At 65.9% G+C, this 14,148-nt stretch carries 14 protein-coding genes and 1 tRNA gene; 3 read left to right on the forward strand and 12 right to left on the reverse strand.

Annotation, left to right across the window (positions count from 1 at the left end; translation table 11 throughout):
• The 10 genes from SFU54_RS08880 to SFU54_RS08925 form a co-directional block, all read right to left on the reverse strand.
• Window positions 1-338, reverse strand: a 338-nt coding sequence (locus tag SFU54_RS08880; RefSeq protein WP_319015923.1) for a glycosyltransferase, incomplete at its 3' end; no start/stop codon positions are given.
• Window positions 338-1,888, reverse strand: coding sequence for an apolipoprotein N-acyltransferase (gene lnt / locus SFU54_RS08885; RefSeq protein ID WP_319015924.1), 1,551 nt, complete (start codon window positions 1,886-1,888; stop codon window positions 338-340). The genes SFU54_RS08880 and lnt, both read right to left, overlap by 1 nt.
• Before the next feature lie 37 nt (window positions 1,889-1,925).
• Window positions 1,926-4,358 (reverse strand): DEAD/DEAH box helicase, encoded by a 2,433-nt coding sequence (locus SFU54_RS08890; RefSeq protein WP_319015925.1) that lies wholly within the window; start codon window positions 4,356-4,358, stop codon window positions 1,926-1,928.
• Window positions 4,351-5,115 carry a twin-arginine translocase subunit TatC gene (gene tatC / locus SFU54_RS08895; protein WP_319015926.1) on the reverse strand — a complete coding sequence of 255 codons (765 nt, stop codon included), beginning with the start codon at window positions 5,113-5,115 and terminating at the stop codon, window positions 4,351-4,353. The genes SFU54_RS08890 and tatC overlap by 8 nt, the downstream gene beginning before the upstream one ends.
• Before the next feature lie 45 nt (window positions 5,116-5,160).
• Window positions 5,161-5,385: a Sec-independent protein translocase subunit TatA gene (gene tatA / locus SFU54_RS08900; RefSeq protein WP_319015927.1), complete on the reverse strand. Its 225-nt coding sequence runs from the start codon at window positions 5,383-5,385 to the stop codon at window positions 5,161-5,163.
• A 97-nt stretch (window positions 5,386-5,482) separates the two neighbouring features.
• Window positions 5,483-6,451: a WYL domain-containing protein gene (locus SFU54_RS08905; RefSeq protein WP_319015928.1), complete on the reverse strand. Its 969-nt coding sequence runs from the start codon at window positions 6,449-6,451 to the stop codon at window positions 5,483-5,485.
• A complete protein-coding gene (locus SFU54_RS08910) occupies window positions 6,444-7,433 on the reverse strand; it encodes a helix-turn-helix transcriptional regulator (RefSeq protein WP_319015929.1) in 990 nt (329 codons plus the stop codon). The genes SFU54_RS08905 and SFU54_RS08910 overlap by 8 nt, the downstream gene beginning before the upstream one ends.
• 7 nt (window positions 7,434-7,440) lie before the next feature.
• Window positions 7,441-8,442 (reverse strand): FKBP-type peptidyl-prolyl cis-trans isomerase, encoded by a 1,002-nt coding sequence (locus tag SFU54_RS08915; RefSeq protein WP_319015930.1) that lies wholly within the window; start codon window positions 8,440-8,442, stop codon window positions 7,441-7,443.
• Between the two features lie 4 nt (window positions 8,443-8,446).
• Window positions 8,447-9,433: a tRNA (adenine-N1)-methyltransferase gene (locus SFU54_RS08920; protein WP_319015931.1), complete on the reverse strand. Its 987-nt coding sequence runs from the start codon at window positions 9,431-9,433 to the stop codon at window positions 8,447-8,449.
• Between the two features lie 3 nt (window positions 9,434-9,436).
• Window positions 9,437-10,117 carry an HAD family phosphatase gene (locus SFU54_RS08925; protein WP_319015932.1) on the reverse strand — a complete coding sequence of 227 codons (681 nt, stop codon included), beginning with the start codon at window positions 10,115-10,117 and terminating at the stop codon, window positions 9,437-9,439.
• A gap of 77 nt (window positions 10,118-10,194) precedes the next feature.
• On the opposite strand from SFU54_RS08925, the gene SFU54_RS08930 reads away from it, so the two are divergent.
• Window positions 10,195-11,130, forward strand: a complete 936-nt coding sequence (locus tag SFU54_RS08930) for a PAC2 family protein (RefSeq protein WP_319015933.1) — start codon at window positions 10,195-10,197, stop codon at window positions 11,128-11,130.
• Between the two features lie 4 nt (window positions 11,131-11,134).
• On the opposite strand, the gene SFU54_RS08935 is transcribed toward SFU54_RS08930, so the two are convergent.
• Both SFU54_RS08935 and SFU54_RS08940 read right to left on the reverse strand, forming a co-directional pair.
• Window positions 11,135-12,001 carry an undecaprenyl-diphosphate phosphatase gene (locus SFU54_RS08935; RefSeq protein WP_319015936.1) on the reverse strand — a complete coding sequence of 289 codons (867 nt, stop codon included), beginning with the start codon at window positions 11,999-12,001 and terminating at the stop codon, window positions 11,135-11,137.
• Window positions 12,002-12,032: 31 nt separating this feature from the next.
• On the reverse strand, window positions 12,033-13,358 hold the full coding sequence (locus SFU54_RS08940; RefSeq protein ID WP_319015934.1) for a M20/M25/M40 family metallo-hydrolase: 1,326 nt from the start codon (window positions 13,356-13,358) through the stop codon (window positions 12,033-12,035).
• A 114-nt stretch (window positions 13,359-13,472) separates the two neighbouring features.
• Between SFU54_RS08940 and SFU54_RS08945 the strand changes: the two genes are divergently transcribed.
• Both SFU54_RS08945 and SFU54_RS08950 read left to right on the forward strand, forming a co-directional pair.
• Window positions 13,473-13,556: transfer RNA gene (locus SFU54_RS08945), tRNA-Leu, on the forward strand.
• 187 nt (window positions 13,557-13,743) lie between these two features.
• Window positions 13,744-14,148 (forward strand): CNNM domain-containing protein (locus tag SFU54_RS08950; RefSeq protein WP_319015935.1); only part of this gene is annotated, 405 nt, incomplete at its 3' end.

Genomic DNA, 14,148 nt, shown 5'->3' on the forward strand with positions numbered 1-14,148 from the left:
GCGTTCTCGGAGCTCAGAAGCTCGACCATCGCCGGCAATTCTGCCGGGTCGTGCGAGCCGTCGGCATCGATCTCGACAACGGCGTCGTAGCCGTCGTTGATGGCGCGCGCAAAGCCCTGCAGGTACGCCGCGCCAAGGCCGGCCTTGCCGGGGCGATGCAACACCTCGACCTGATGATCGGCGGCCGCAATGTCGTCGGCCAACCGTCCCGTGCCGTCGGGTGAATTGTCATCGACGATCAGAACAGATGCGTCAGGAAGTGCCGCCCGAATGCGCGCAATGATCGGGCGGATGCTCTCGGCCTCGTTATACGTCGGCACCACGACGAGCGTGCGCATCATGCGCGCCGCCCACGACCGAGCACAGCCCCGAGTGCAATCGCCGCGAGCCCGAACAGGATGACGCCCCACTCGAGCGTGCGCCCGAGCGCGTGCGCGGGAGTGACGGTGTCGCTCAGTGGAACTTGCTGCACCATCGTGCCCTGGGTGAACAGCGGCAGGCTGTCGAGCGTTGAGCCATCAGGAAGCACAATGGCACTCGCGCCGACGGTCGACGCATTGACGAGCGACCGCCCCGCTTCGATGGCTCGCAAGCGAGCGATCGCGAGCTGCTGCACGCTCTGGTCGCTGACGCCGAAGTCGGCGTTGTTGCTGGGAGCAAGAAGCACCTCAGCGCCCTCATCGATCTGACGAGCGAGAAGGTCATCGTCGACGATGTCGTAGCAAATCGAGATCCCGGCGATGACACCGTCCAAGTCGACGACGGTGTCGCGCTGGCCGAATGAGTAGTCGCGCGGAACAAGGTCGAACAGACTCGGGGCAAGCGGATAGAAGAAGTCGCGCGCCGGCAAGTACTCGGCAAACGGCACAGGATGCACCTTGTCGTACTGGTCGACGGCTCCCTCCCCCGCTTTCCACACCAGCACCGAGTTGAACGACTCGTCTTCGTCAACCGTGATCGTTCCGACAACGACTGGGGCGTCGAGTTGCGTGCTCACGAGGTCGAGAACCGAGGCCGCATACTCGCTGCGCAAGGGGTCGAGGTCGCTCGCGTTTTCGGGCCACACGACCACGTCGAGGTCGAGGTTCTCATCGAAAAGCGTGCGAGACGCGTCGAAGTGATCCTGAAGAATTTGCCCTTGCTCGTATTGAGCGAAGAGGCCCGAGTCAGAGTCGCCCTGCACCGCGGCCACCGAGATGGTGCCCGTGATCGTGATGGGCACGGCAGGCCACACGAGAAGAGCCGCGGATGCTCCGGCAACGAGAATGCCACGGCGCAGCATCCCGACCTCCCGCTCGATCGCGACGGCGACGAGCATGGCCGAGAACCAGGCGATGAGGAATGTCAGCCCCGAGAAGCCGACCCAGGCGGCCCAGTGCGCGAGGGGGCCGTCGGCTTGGCTGTGGGCAAGTCGGCCCCAGGCGAAGCCGCCGAACGGAAACACGCTGGCGATAGCTTCGCGTGTCGTCCACGCGGCGGCGACGACGGCCGGCGTGAGCACGAGTCGCCCCGCCACGCCGGGCCATGCTCGCGGCACCCAGCGCCAGGCCAGCGTGATGAGAACGCCACCCACCGCGGTGAAGACCACTTGTGCCAGGGTGAGCGCGAGCCACGGAACGACACCGAGGTATACCGTGAGCCACTCGATGAGTACGCCGTAGTATGCGAAGCCGCTGACAGCACCGACCAGCAGGGCTCCCCCGATGCTGCGCCCCCGCAAGCTCGCAAGCACGAGCGCAGTGCCGATGATCGTGAACGGCCACCAGGCGAGATCGGGATAACCGAGATCCATGAGCCAGCCGCCGGTGACCGCCATGAGTAGTGCCAGCCCGAGCGGTGGAGCTTCAGTCGTCGGCGCCGGGGTCAACGAAGAAGTCGGCGAGGTCACGAGCAAGAATCCTAGGCGACCGGTCTCAGCGCGAAGCTCAGGCGACCGAGCTGTAGGCCACAATGCCGCGTCGAATGGCATCGAGAGCACTCCGGGCGGTGCGCCCTTCTGGCCCGTCAGCAACGATCGAGATCTGGTCGAGCAAGTCGATCGTCTGCTTGGTCCAGCGCACGAAGTCGCCGGCCGCGAGATCAGCGTCGCGCAACACCGCATCGAGCGAGCCTCCGGCGGCCCAGCGATGCATGGGCAGCGCGAGGGTCGTGGCGAGGGGCTCACTGCCCGGCAGCCGGTGCTCACGCTCGAGGTCGTCGAGTCGGGCCCACAGTTCTTGCGTGCGCTCGAGCGCGGGGCGGAAAGCCCCACGCGGCAGGGCATACTCCGGTGCCTGGCCGTCGTCACGACGGGCCTCGAACACAATCGCTGTGGCCATCGCTGCGAGCGACGGCACATCGAGATCGCGCCACAGACCGCGCCGAAGGCTCTCGGCGACAAGCAGGTCGCGCTCCCCGTAGATGCGGCGCAGTGATCGCCCGTGTGTCGTGAGGCCGAGCCGACCGTGTTCATCGTGTTCCAGATACTCGAGCTCCGCGAGAATGTCAGTGATGCGGTCGAACACGGCTGCGACCGCTCCGGTGCGGCCCGTGATCTGACGGCTGACCTTGTCGGTTTCGCGCTTCAGACGCCACCAGCGCTCGGCCCACCGCGCGTGCGCTTCGCGATCGGAGCATCCGTGACACGCGTGCTTGCGCATGCGCGTTCGCACGCCTTCGATCTGCTTCTGGCGGCGCAGCTTGTCGGCCTTCTGCCCGGGTTCGCCCGAGCGCCGCGCCCCACTTTCAAGGTCGCTCAGTTCGCGACGCAGGGCGGAGTACTGCTGAAAGTCGCCCAGGTGGCACGTCATGGCCTTGGCGTAGCCCTCGAGTGCCTCGGTGTTCTTGCGCACGGTGCGCGCGAGGTCAACAACAGCGCGGTCAGCCTGAAACTGCGCGAAGCTCGATTCGAGCACCTCGCGAGTGCGCTCACGGCCGAACTGTTCGATGAGATTGACGGCCATGTTGTAGGTGGGCCGAAAGCTGGAGTTGAGCGGGTAGGTGCGTCGCGAGGCAAGCGAGGCGACCGCTTGTGGGTCAAGACCGCCCGTCCATTGGATGACCGAGTGGCCTTCAGTGTCGATGCCTCGTCGCCCGGCACGACCCGTCAGTTGCGTGTACTCGCCGGGCGTGATCGGAACCCGTGCCTCGCCGTTGAACTTTTCGAGCTTCTCGAGCACGACCGTGCGCGCCGGCATGTTGATGCCCAGGGCGAGGGTCTCGGTCGCGAACACGACGCGCAACAGCTTCTTCTGGAAGAGCTCCTCTACGACCTCCTTGAAGGCGGGCAGCAGGCCGGCGTGGTGCGCCGCGACGCCGCGCTGCAGACCGTCGAGCCACTCCCAATAGCCGAGCACCGCGAGGTCGTCGTCGCGCAAGGTGCGGCACCGCTCTTCGACGATTTGCCGAATTTCGTCGCGCTCAGCGGCATCGGTCAGTCGAATGCCCGAGCGCACGAGTTGCTTGACCGCGGCATCGCACCCCACGCGACTGAAGATGAAGAAGATCGCTGGCAGAAGATTGCGGGCGCCCAGCATCGACACGATCTCGGCGCGATCAGCTTTGCCGTCTCCCCCTGGCCGCTTCTCCCACCGTCGAGGGTGGTGTTGCCGACCCTGGTGCGGCACGTGTCCGCCCGCTCGTGCCAGTTGCATGAGCTCGGGGTTGACGCGGTTGGTGGCCGCTTTGCCCGACGAGTCGAAGAGGTCAACGAGCTTCGAGCGCACGAGCACGTGCTGGTCGAGGGGCACGGGGCGCGTCTCGCTGACGATCACGTCGGTGTCGCCGCGCACGGCCTGCAGCCAGTCGCCGAACTCTTCGGCGTTCGACACCGTCGCACTCAGCGAGATCATGCGCACGTGTTGCGGCAAGTGAATGATCACTTCTTCCCACACCGCGCCGCGAAAGCGGTCGGCGAGATAGTGCACTTCGTCCATCACGACATAGGCGAGGTCGGTCAGCAGGTCGCTATCGGCATAGAGCATGTTGCGCAGCACCTCGGTCGTCATGACCACGATGCGCGCCCGCGCGTTGATGTTGGTGTCTCCCGTGAGCAACCCCACCTCGCTTGCACCGTATTGGGCGACGAGTTCGGTGTACTTCTGATTGCTGAGCGCCTTCATGGGCGCGGTGTAGAAGATCTTGGCGTTCGCCTCGAACATGGCCAAGAAAACGGCAAACTCAGCAACGATCGTCTTGCCGGCGCCCGTGGGAGCCGCGACGAGCACGCTTCGCCCTTGCTCAAGCGCCACACAGGCCGCGTGCTGAAAAGGGTCGAGTTCGATTGTCAGGCCATCACGGAAGGCGCGCAGCCGTGGCAGAGACCGCAGCTCGCGCTGCGCCGCGAACCGCTCAGCGTGGCTGGGGCCGTCGTCACTCATCGACGCGGATGCCGTACTCGGCGTTCATCGCCGCCTCGCGCTTGGCGAAACGTCGGTCGTTGAGCACCGAGATTCCCGCCGCCAAGAAGTACAGGCCCACCATGGGTATGGCCAGCAGGAACATCGACACGACATCGGCAGCCGGAGTGGCGAGGGCGGTGAAGACGGTGATTGCGAGAATCGCCCATCGCCATCCCATCAAGATCCCCCGCCCTGACAACACGCGGGCGAAGTTGAGCACCACGAGAATGACGGGCAAAACGAAACCGATACCGATCGCCAAAATGAGCTTGAGAGAGAAGTCGAGATAGAACTTTGCGGTGAGCAACGTCGTGGTTCCTGACGCGGCAAAGCCTGTCAATAGTTCGACAATGTGTGGCAACACGTACCATCCGGCGGCGCATCCGGCCAAGAACAGCGGAAGGGCCGCGCTCAAGAAGCCGATCGCGTAACGCTTCTCTCGTTTGTGCAGCGCGGGAACAATGAACGCCCACACCTGGTAGAGCCACAACGGAGACGAGATGACGACACCCAAGACAATCGCGATCGCGAACTGGGTGTCGAACGCTTCGGTGACGGCCGTGTAGTTGATCGTGGCCTGTCGCCCCTGGGCCTCGGCCACTTTGAGCAATGGCTGGCTCAGCGCAGCCCACACGGGAGGAGCCAGTAGCCACCCACCGATCGCGGCGACAACAATGCCGACCGCAATGATGGTGATGCGCTTGCGCAGTTCGATCAGGTGCTCGCCAAGAGACATCCGGCCCTCGGCGTTGCGAGTCCGGGGTTGACGCCCCGCCACGAGCTACTTCTGCGAGGGCGCGTCGGTTTCGTCGACCTTCGCCGTCGCTGCCGCCGAGCCGTCAGCCGCGTCGGCCTTCGGAACCTCGGGGTTCTTGACCTCGCTGCGGAAGATCTTCATCGACTGGCCCAAGCTACGCGCCAGCGCCGGAAGCTTGGGGGCACCGAAAAGGAGCAAGATGACGACCAGGAGGATGACTGCGTGCCAGCCATTGAGGTTGCCGAACATGATTCCCCGTTCTTTCCGGTGAGCAGGCTTTCAGTGTATCCCGCTCCCCTGCGTCGAACAGGACGGCAGGCCCTTGAAGAACCTGAGAACAGGATGCCTAAGGCGTGTGGGCCTCGAGCGCGTTGTGAGCCCAGGCAACGAGCGCGTCACGGGCGGTGGCCGGTTCGATGACCTCAAGGGCGCCCGCAACGCGGGCGGCGATTCGGCCGAGGATGCCCGCGTGAGCAATGCGCACCGTCACGACCGCGCGCTCCCCCTCGATGCGCACGGGGTCGCCCGCGCCGCGGTAGTCGGCGATGAGCGGAAGCGCGGCCACGGGAATGGCCAGGGTGACGCGCTCGTCAGTGTCGGCGCCCTGGAACAGCTCGTCCGCGCCGGTGTTCGCCTCGTGCTGCTCAGCGGCGCCCAGCACCTCGACGCTCGCCATGCGGTCGAGCAAGAACGTGCGCTCGGCATCCCGCGTCAGACACCAACCCCGCAAATACCATGAGTCATCGACACCCTCGAGGCTCATCGGGTCGACGTCGCGCACTGTGCGCTCGCCGCGCGTGCTCACATAGTCAATACGCACGCGACGCGCCGATGAGACGGCGTCGACGAGTGTTGCCTGAATTGTGGCGAGTTCGGCGGCCCGCACGGCAAGCGGCGCCGGCTCTCCGGTCGATCCCCGAGCAAGCTTGGCCATGAGCGCGACGATGTCGACGCGCGCCGCAAACTCCGGGCGCGCGGCGACCCGCTGAAGCCCGGCGAGCAGGGCCGCCGCTTCGCGGGACGAGAAGCGGGGCTTCTCCTCCATGGGTGCCGCACGAAAGCGGATGATGTCGCGCTCGTCGAAGTCGTCCCAGTCGATGTCGAAGAGTGTCTCGTGCGTGTAGGTTCCGTCGGCGCCCGGGGTGCCGCTCATGGCGATGAGCATGACGGCTTTGCGCATCTCGTCGGCCGTCGTGCCGAAGTGCTCGGCTGCTTCGGTGACGGTCACCCGCACCTGATCAATCAGGTAAGGCACGAGCGCCAACAAGAAACCCAGCTTGTCGGGCGCCGTCAGGGGCGCGGTTCGCTTAGCCATGCGCACTCACCACCCGTTGCCACCGGGCGACAACACCCTCGCGGAGTGTGTCGGGAGCAAGCACCTGAATGTCGGCTCCGAAGGCCGCGAGCTCGTCGGCGAGAATGTCGAGGTCGGTCGCGTGTACCTGCAGGCCGTCGGCGACCTCGTCGGTGCCCGGGCGGTTGCGCATGACGATGTCGGCCTCGCTGCCCGGGCGCACGCGAACCGTCGCCACCGTCGAGCGCCACAGGGCGTCGAGCTCGTCGAGGGCGCGTGCCGATTCGTTGTGGTCGGGTCGCGTCGTGGCGGGTGACCCCGATGCCGAGACGGGGCCGACGATGCGGCGCAGCAAGAAGGTGCGGCGAGCATCCACGACGTCATCGTGCGCGTGCAGATGCCAGCGCCCCTCGTGAAAAACGAGAGCGAGCGGAGACACGGTGCGTTCGTCGGCGACGGTTTGACCGGGCTTGAGGTAGGCGAATCGAACCTGCTGGCCGCGGTCGATAGCGGCGGTAAGGGGTTCGTGAGCGGCATCGCGCGTGCGGATGCTCGGGGCGAACCCAATGACACTGTCGTCAAGCTGCACCCCCAACGACTGAAGTTTTGTCAGCGCGCGCCGTGAGTCGGTCGACAGCGAACCCTCGCGCCAGACCTGTGCCGCGAGCGTGAGCATTGCGAACTCTTCGGGGCTGAACTCGATGTCGTCGGGCAACTGGTAGCGCGATGGCGGGATGCGATAGCGCTGAAGCTTGGTGTCGCCTTCGGCGCCCACCGCATCGACCGTCTCGAGCGGAACCCCGAGGTCACGCAACTCTTCTTTGTCGCGCTCGAACTGCCGTTCAAGGTTTGCACGGTCGGAGGCGTTGTCATATCGCGCCGAATAGCCCGTCACCGTCGACAGAATCTCTGCCTTCGTGAGGCCCTGCTCGGTCGCGAGCAAAGCCAGCACGAGGCTAAAGAGACGTTCTTCGACCGGGATTCGTCGCGATGACGCGGCCATTGCGCTCTTAGTCTTCGATTCCGAGAAGGTCAACGACGAACACCATCGTCGAGCCGTCGGGAATCGAGGCCGGAGCTTGCCCCGCGGGATAGCCGAACTCCGGCGGAATCACGACAATCACTTGCGATCCGATCGTTCGGCCCACGAGGCCCTCGGCGAGACCGGGCACGATGCCGTTCGGGTCGTTCTCAAAGCTCGTGATCGTGAACGTCGCGGGGGCCTCGCGCTCCCAGCTGGAGTCAAAGACGGCCTGGGTGCTCCACAAGAGACCCGTGTAGTGCAAGACCACGCGGTCGCCGTCTTCGACGGTGGCGCCTTGGCCGAGAACCAGGGTGTGCGAGCGCACCTCGGTCGGAGGCTCTTCGTTGGGAATCGTGACACCGGGCTGCCCGTTGGGTGCGGTGACAACCGCGGGGATGCCCGAGGCGCCCAACTGTGGCAGACCCGTCGCACGGCCCAAGTAGGCCGCTTGCACGTCAACAACGAGCACGATGGCATCGTCGGCCTTAAGCCCGAGCGACCCCTCGATGTTGGCCAAGGTCTCTTCGTCGAAAACGTCTGCCATGGTGCCCGTCACGGCGATGCGGGAGCCCACCTGGGCACACTGCAACACCTCGGCGAGCACATCGATGTCGCTTCCGGCGGTGCGCCGCAGCGGAACTTCTTCGTCGTCGTAGGCGCTCGCGGTGATGATTTCGCCGTCGTTGCCGTTGAGCAAGACCACCTGGAAGTCAACGATCTGGCCGTTGGCGATGGGGTCACCCTCGCCCTCGATCAGCAGAGACTGCTGGGTGCCATCGCTCGCCAGAGGCGTCGGGAAGTCAACCTCAGGAAGGCTGCCGAAGTTGCCGTCAGCCTCGACGTAGCCCGCGGTCTCTCCCGTAGGAACGATGGGCTCGCACGCGGCAGCGCCGAGCGTGCCGGTGCAGGCAGAAAGCGAGCCGATGAGAGCGGTCGTTACGAGCAGGGCAGAAGAGGTGCGCACAAAGCGCGCAGTGGTCGCAGTCACCCGGTCACTCTACCGGGCGGCGTGATGACTTGTCGGCGAGAGCCTGGGCTTCACGTGCGGCTTTTCGCAAGCGTTTGTCACTCGACTGGCGGTCGCCCACCGCACCAGGAGTCCACAGTTCGACGTCGATATCGCCATATTCGGTCTTGGAGCGGCGCTTGGCCTTGACGAATCGACCGGCACCGTCGGCGAGGCGTCGTGCCGTGAGCAGAAAACCGGTGTGGGCAACCATGCGGTGGTCAGGGCGCACTGAGAGGCCATCAACGTTCCACCCGCGCACCATCGTCTCGGTCGACACCGGTTCGGTGAAGGTCTCGGTGTGACGGATGGCCTCCGCCACTCGCGAGAGCTGCGTGGCCGTGGCGACATAGACGAGCAGCACTCCCCCGGGCGTGAGCGCCTCGGCGACGGCGTCGAGACACTCCCAGGGCGCGAGCATGTCGAGCACGGCGCGATCGGCGGTGCCGGCGGGCACGGCTTTCGGCAGGGCATCCTGAAGATCACCGAGCGTGATCGTCCAGTTCTCAGGGCGCGCGCCAACGTAGGCACTGACGTTGCCCTCGGCGATCTGTGCGAACTCTTCGCGGCGTTCAAACGAGAACAAGTGACCGCGCTCGCCGATGGCCCGCAACAACCACATGCTCAGCGCGCCCGAGCCCACCCCGGCTTCGACAATGCGAGCGCCCGGAAAGATGTCAGCCTGAGCCAGAATCTGCGCGGCATCTTTGGGGTAGATGATCGCGGCACCACGCGGCATCGACATGACGAAGTCGGTGAGCAAGGGCCGCAAGGCCAGGTAGGCGACGCCCTGCGAGTTCTCGACGACGCTGCCGTCGGGCAACCCGATGAGCACCTCGTGCTGCAGCACGCCTCGGTGGCTGTGAAAGGCGTTGCCCGCTTCGAGCGTGATGGTATTGAGCCGGCCCTTCGGGTCGGTCAGCTGCACCTGATCGCCCTCCACGAACGGGCCGCTCTGGCGTCGAGTAGTCATCGCTTAAGCCCCTGTCGCACGGTGGTGATGGCGCTCGAGCGCCGCAGAAAGATCAGAAACGGTGCGACCCGCGAGGGTCGGCCACAGCTCATGCGTCGGGCCCTCGTGCAACGTGATGTGCAGCGGTACCCCGATGGCGGCAGCGCCCGACGCGACGGCCGAGACGAGCCCGAATTCGCTGTCTTCGATCGCAACGCATTCGTGAATGGGCACGCCGAGCCGCTCGGCCGCGAGCAGATAGGGCTGCGGGTGCGGCTTGGGGTGCTCGACGTCGTCACCCGCGATCACCACCGCGAAGACGTCATCACCGATCGCCGCGGCAACCTGCAGCGCCATGCGGCGAATCGACATCGTCACGAGGGCAATCGGGATGCCCGCCGCGCGCACGGCGTCGATCAACTCGCGTGCTCCCGGACGCCACGGCACACCGTGCTCGATCTGCACCATCACGCGGTCGGTCAAGGTGTTGATGATCTCGTCCACCTCGAGGGCAACGCCCGCTTGCTGCAAAATGCGTGCGGATTGCACGAGGCCTGAGCCGACGAGTTGCATGCCCTGGGCCTCGCTCCAGGTGCCGCCGTGCTCGGCGACGAGCTCGGTTTCGGCGCGCATCCAGTAGGGCTCGGTGTCGACGATGGTGCCGTCCATGTCCCACAGAACGGCGGCAGGAGTCGGAGCGGTCACGACGCATGAGTCTAGTTGCGTTCTATCCTGGGGCGACCCCTCGGCGCTCGCCGAGGGCGCGTCAGGAAGGTGCATCGGTGTCGCAGAGCGATCTGTTCCGCAGTGGGCGGCTTCTTGTCGTCGCCTTCGAAGGCTGGAACGACGCCGGCGAAGCCGCGAGTGGTGCCGTGCGTGCGCTCAAAGAGGTGCTCGATGTCGTACCCATCGCCGACATCGACCCCGAGGACTACTACGACTTTCAGCTCAACCGCCCGCACGTCGAATTCGACGATGACGGCAAGCGCCGACTGCGCTGGCCCAGCGTGACGCTCTATGGGCCGGCTGGTGATGACGGGATGCCCCGCTCGCGTTCGGTGACCGACAACCCTCTCGGCGCTGCCGCGATGAACGTCAGCGGCACCAACCACGAGAACATCTACCTGCTGCTCGGCACCGAGCCCTCGCGCGGCTGGAAGACCTTCGCCACCGAAACCATCGACCAAGCACTGACGGCGGACATCACGGGCATCATCTTGCTCGGAGCCCTGCTGGCCGACGTGCCGCACACACGCCCGATCGCGATCCACAGCTCAAGTGAGAACCCCGACGTACGCGACGAGCTCGGCGTCGAGCGCAGCAGCTATGAGGGGCCCGTCGGCATTCTCAGCGTGATTGCGACAATGGCCGAAGAAGCGGGGATTCCGACGGTGTCGCTGTGGGCATCCGTGCCCCACTACGTGCACAACGCGCCCTCCCCCAAGGCGACGCTTGCCCTGCTCGACAAGCTCGAAGAGCTCGTCGACGTCGTGATTCCGCGCGGCGACCTGCTCGAGGAGGCTCGCGAGTGGGAAGAGGGCATCGACGCCATCGCGGGAGATGACGACGAAATGCGCTCGTACATTGACCAGCTCGAACGCGCGCGCGACGCCGTCGAAGCGCCCGAGGCGAGCGGCGAAGCGATCGCGCAGGAGTTCGAGCGCTACTTGCGCAAGCGCGACGACGAGCCTCCGACCGATGGGCCCGGCGCCGGCTAAGGCGCTACAGCGGGTCGAGCACCCCCGTCGAGAGCAGCACGAGCAACGTGCCGCCCAGCAGGATGCGATAGATCACGAAGGGCAAGAACGAGCGCTTCGAGATGTAGGCCATGAGACCCGCGATGACCGCGAAGCCGACGCCGAAGGCGACGACCGTGGCCGCGGCGATCTCGAGGCCCGTGAAGGGGCTCGACCCGGGCTCGCGAATGGCAGTGACGAGCTCGTACAGCCCGCTGCCGAACACCGCGGGCACGGCGAGCAAGAACGCGAACCGTGCCGCGGCGGGCCGGGTGTACCCGAGCGCGAGACCCATGGTCGTCGTGGCGCCCGACCGTGACACACCCGGCACGAGCGCGAGCATCTGCGCGGCGCCATACAGCAAGCCATGCGGGTACGTGAGGTCGTTCAGTTCGCGCGTGCGCTTTCCCAGCCAGTCGGCGAGGCCCAAGATGATGCCGAAAACGATCAGAACGATTGCCACGAGCCAGAGCGAGCGGAACGCCGAGCGAATGTACTCCTGCGCGAAATAACCCACGAGCACGATCGGGATCGTGCCGATGATGATGAGCCAACCCATGCGCACATCGGGGTCATTGCGCGGGATGCCCCGCGCGCCCCCCTCGGAGTGCGAGCCGCCGCGCGACCCGAACGAGCGGAACCACTTGCCGATGATGCGCGCGATGTCTTTCCAAAAGTAGATGAGCACGGCGAGCTCGGTGCCGAGCTGCGTGATGGCCGTGAACGTCGCACCCGGGTCGGTCGCGCTGGGCAAGAACTCGCCCACGATGCGCAAGTGAGCGCTCGACGAGATGGGCAGAAACTCGGTGAGGCCCTGAATCAGGCCGAGGAAGAGTGCTTCGAGCAGAGACACGGTAACCGTTCGATCGGGGTGGAGGCGGTATTCAGTATCGACCAAGAAGGTCGGCGAGGGCGGCATGCCCAAAGTCGAGCGCGTCGAGCGGCACGCGCTCGTCGACTCCATGGAACATCGCCGGAAAGTTGAGCTCGGGGGTCAGCTTGAGCGGGGCAAAGCCGTAGCCCGTGATGCCGAGCAGGCTCAGCGCCTTGTTGTCAGTGCCCCCGCTCAACAGGTAGGGCAGCACCTCGGCGCCGGGGTCGTGGCGCTGCAAGGTCGCGACCATCTCGTCGACGAGCGCGCCGCTGAAGGGCGTCTCGAGGCCCAGATCGCGATGCATCACGACAACCTCGATCTCGTCGCCGACGATCGCGCGAACCTCGGCAAGCACGGCGTCTTCTTCGCCCGGCATCGTGCGAATGTCGATGAGTGCCTCGGCACGATCAGGAATCACGTTGTGCTTGTAGCCCGCCTGCAGCAGCGTCGGATTACTTGTGGTGCGCACGGTAGCGGTGAGAAAGCCCGCGGCCGTACCTGTGCGCAGCAAGACCTCGTCGGGCCCGACCTTGTCGGGGTCGGTGCCGAGCAAGCGAGAGAGCTCGGCGAGCAAGTGCCGCGTGGTGTCAGTGAGGTGCAGGGGCCACTCGTGACGCCCGAGCGCGACGACCGCCTCGGCGAGCTTCGTGACGGCGTTGTCGCGAATGACGCGCGAGCCGTGGGCTGCCGTGCCGCGGGCGACGAGCTTGATCCACACGAGGGCCTTCTCGCCGGTCTGCAGCAGGTAGGCGCGGCGGCCGGCGATCTCGGCCGAGTATCCGCCGACCTCACTGATCGCCTCCGTCGCGCCGGCAAAGAGGTGCGGATGCTCGCTCACGATGTGGTGCGAGCCAAACACTCCCCCGTTCTCTTCATCAGAGAAGAACGCCACGACGAGGTCGCGATTCGGGCCGCCCGCCGCGATCGTCTGCCGCAGCGCGGTCAGGATCATGGCATCCATGTTCTTCATGTCGACGGCGCCGCGGCCCCACAGCATGCCGTCGCGAATCTCGCCCGCGAAGGGGTCGACACTCCAGTTCGCGGGGTCGGCGGGGACGACATCGAGGTGGCCGTGCACGACGAGCGCGGGGCGCTCGCCGCGGGAGCGGTCAACAGGATGCTCGTACCGACCCTCAACGCGCGCGATGACGCTCGTGCGCCCCGGCGCGGCGTCAATCAGCACGGGGTCGAGTCCCATGTCGCGCAACTCGGCCTCGACGTAGTGGGCCGCCTCGGTCTCACCATTGCTGCGACCTTCGCCATAGTTCGTGGTGTCGAAACGGATGAGGTCGCGGGCGATGCGCGCGGTGTCGCTCAGCGCTGCATCGAAGGCCATGGGCTCCACGCTACCGGGCGCACCGCGCCGCTGAGGCGGTGCGCAGAAGGCACGCGGCATCCGTGCTAATGTCGTCTCCGGTCACGCCGCTCTCGAGGGGCGAGATCACAACCAGCGCGGGTGGCGGAAATGGCAGACGCGCTAGCTTGAGGTGCTAGTGCCCGAAAGGGCGTGGGGGTTCAAGTCCCCCCTCGCGCACAGATCCTTCGTGATCACGTGTGTGACACAGAACTGGTTGAGACAGTCCGGCCCAAAGGCTGGGAACGGCCCCGAGGCGAAAGCCCGGGGCCGTTCGTCGTTTCGGGTCTTCTGCAGGGTGCCCTCAGTTGTTCCATAGGGCTCCCCGAGAAAATCAAGCCATGGACGACTGTCACCATACGAGCCGATGATGGGCGATATTGCCCTGATCATCGGGCTCATCGCCCTGTTCATCGCCATCGGTGGCGTCTTCGCCGCCGCCGAGATTGCGCTCGTGTCATTGCGCGAATCGCCATTGGCGGCGCTCGAGAAGCGCAGCCCTCGCGGAGCACGCGTTGCCGCGCTCGCTCGCGACCCCAACACCTTCCTGGCGGCGGTGCAGATTGGCGTAACCCTCTCGGGCTTTCTTTCGGCAGCCTATGGAGCAACAGCACTCGCGCCGTACCTCACCCCCACGCTCGTGAGTGCGGGTATTGCCGAGCCGGTTGCGGCCGGCATCGCGATCGTCACGATGACGCTCGTCGTCGCCTACGCCTCGTTGGTGTTTGGCGAGCTCGCCCCCAAGCGCCTCGCTCTACAGCGCGCTGAGTCG

Origin of the sequence: Microcella sp. (assembly GCF_033763155.1) — a bacterium.
GTDB lineage: Bacteria > Actinomycetota > Actinomycetes > Actinomycetales > Microbacteriaceae > Microcella.

Coding starts and splice junctions, on each gene's coding strand:
- SFU54_RS08890 (WP_319015925.1), bottom strand. CDS start 4,358: ATGAGTGACGACGGCCCCAGCCACGCTGAGCGGTTCGCGGCGCAGCGC.
- tatC (WP_319015926.1), bottom strand. CDS start 5,115: ATGTCTCTTGGCGAGCACCTGATCGAACTGCGCAAGCGCATCACCATC.
- tatA (WP_319015927.1), bottom strand. CDS start 5,385: ATGTTCGGCAACCTCAATGGCTGGCACGCAGTCATCCTCCTGGTCGTC.
- SFU54_RS08905 (WP_319015928.1), bottom strand. CDS start 6,451: ATGGCTAAGCGAACCGCGCCCCTGACGGCGCCCGACAAGCTGGGTTTC.
- SFU54_RS08910 (WP_319015929.1), bottom strand. CDS start 7,433: ATGGCCGCGTCATCGCGACGAATCCCGGTCGAAGAACGTCTCTTTAGC.
- SFU54_RS08920 (WP_319015931.1), bottom strand. CDS start 9,433: ATGACTACTCGACGCCAGAGCGGCCCGTTCGTGGAGGGCGATCAGGTG.
- SFU54_RS08940 (WP_319015934.1), bottom strand. CDS start 13,358: ATGGCCTTCGATGCAGCGCTGAGCGACACCGCGCGCATCGCCCGCGAC.